Annotated in this window: 1 protein-coding gene; it reads right to left on the bottom strand. The window is 70.5% G+C overall.

Annotated elements, in window-relative coordinates; genetic code table 11:
• Window positions 1-6 precede the first annotated feature (6 nt).
• Window positions 7-1,127 (bottom strand): alpha/beta hydrolase (locus tag IG69_RS20615; RefSeq protein ID WP_051750758.1); only part of this gene is annotated, 1,121 nt, incomplete at its 5' end.

Genomic DNA, 1,127 nt, shown 5'->3' with positions numbered 1-1,127 from the left:
TTGACGTCATGAGTCCTTCTGACTCTCCGCCATCGAAGATGTCGGGTCGCTGAGCGTCGGTCTCGCTCGGGCGCGTACCCAGCCGGCGAAGTCCCAGAGCGCCTCGATGACCAGCTCGAACCTCAGGGAGTGGAGGAGATCGAAGGTGTGCTGGGCGCCGGGGAGCTCGGCGTAGACGACGGGGTTGCGTGAGATGGACCGCAACCGGGCCACGAGGTCGGTCTGCAGGCCCGCTGGGACGAGGGTGTCCTGGGCGCCGTGGACGAGCATGATCGGTGGTGCGCCAGGGTGGGCGTACGCCGCCGGACGTGAGGGGTTGTTGCCGGTCCGGTCCACGGGACCGTAGTAGCCGTAGAGACCGATGGCGGCTGCCACGGTCGTGTCGGCGCCAGAGGTTGTCCGCGGGGTCAGTGCCGCTGTCACGGCGAGGTGCGCGCCGGCTGAGCTGCCGGCGAGGATGACCACCTCGGGGTCTGCGCCGAGGTCGTCGGCGTGCTGCTTGACCCACGCGACGACGGTGTGGGCGTCGGCGAGCATGTCGGCGTAGGAGGCCGGGCGCAGGCGGTAGCTGGCGCTGATGCACAGCCAGCCGTGGCGGGCGAACGCATGCAGCATGGGCCGCGCGTAGAGACTCTTCCGTCCCGACCGGAAGCCGCCGCCGTGAAGGTGGATGAGGACTGGGCGACGACCGCTGCGGATCTGCCGGTTGGAGTAGATGTCGAGGCGGTGGCGACGATGCGGGCCGTAACGCTGGCCGCGGCGGCAACGGACTCCGGCAGGCAGGATGGGGAGAGGCGCGATGACGATCCGGACCCACGGCAGATGTCGGCGCCACCCGTCTTGGATGCCGGCCGGGACGGGACCAAGGGTGTCGCGAAGCGCTGTCTGGAGAACCCCACGGGCAAGGGACGCGCGGCGGAGCAGGATCGGGCTGAGCAGCATGCTCGTGCCGCCCACGGCCAGCCACGGCAGTGCGGATGTCCGGCCATGGTCGTCCAGCAGGGGCGGGATCGAGGCAAGCAGCAGGTAGCCGAGAGCGAACGGCGGAGACTCGTTGACCAGGTCGGTCACGGCCCAGGTCGCGACGCCGAGCGCGGGGGGTCGCCGCACCGGGACTGCCGAGAGCA

It is taken from the genome of Phycicoccus jejuensis (assembly GCF_000720925.1).
GTDB classification, from domain to species: domain Bacteria; phylum Actinomycetota; class Actinomycetes; order Actinomycetales; family Dermatophilaceae; genus Phycicoccus; species Phycicoccus jejuensis.
This window is presented reverse-complemented; position numbering and strand designations above follow the sequence as displayed.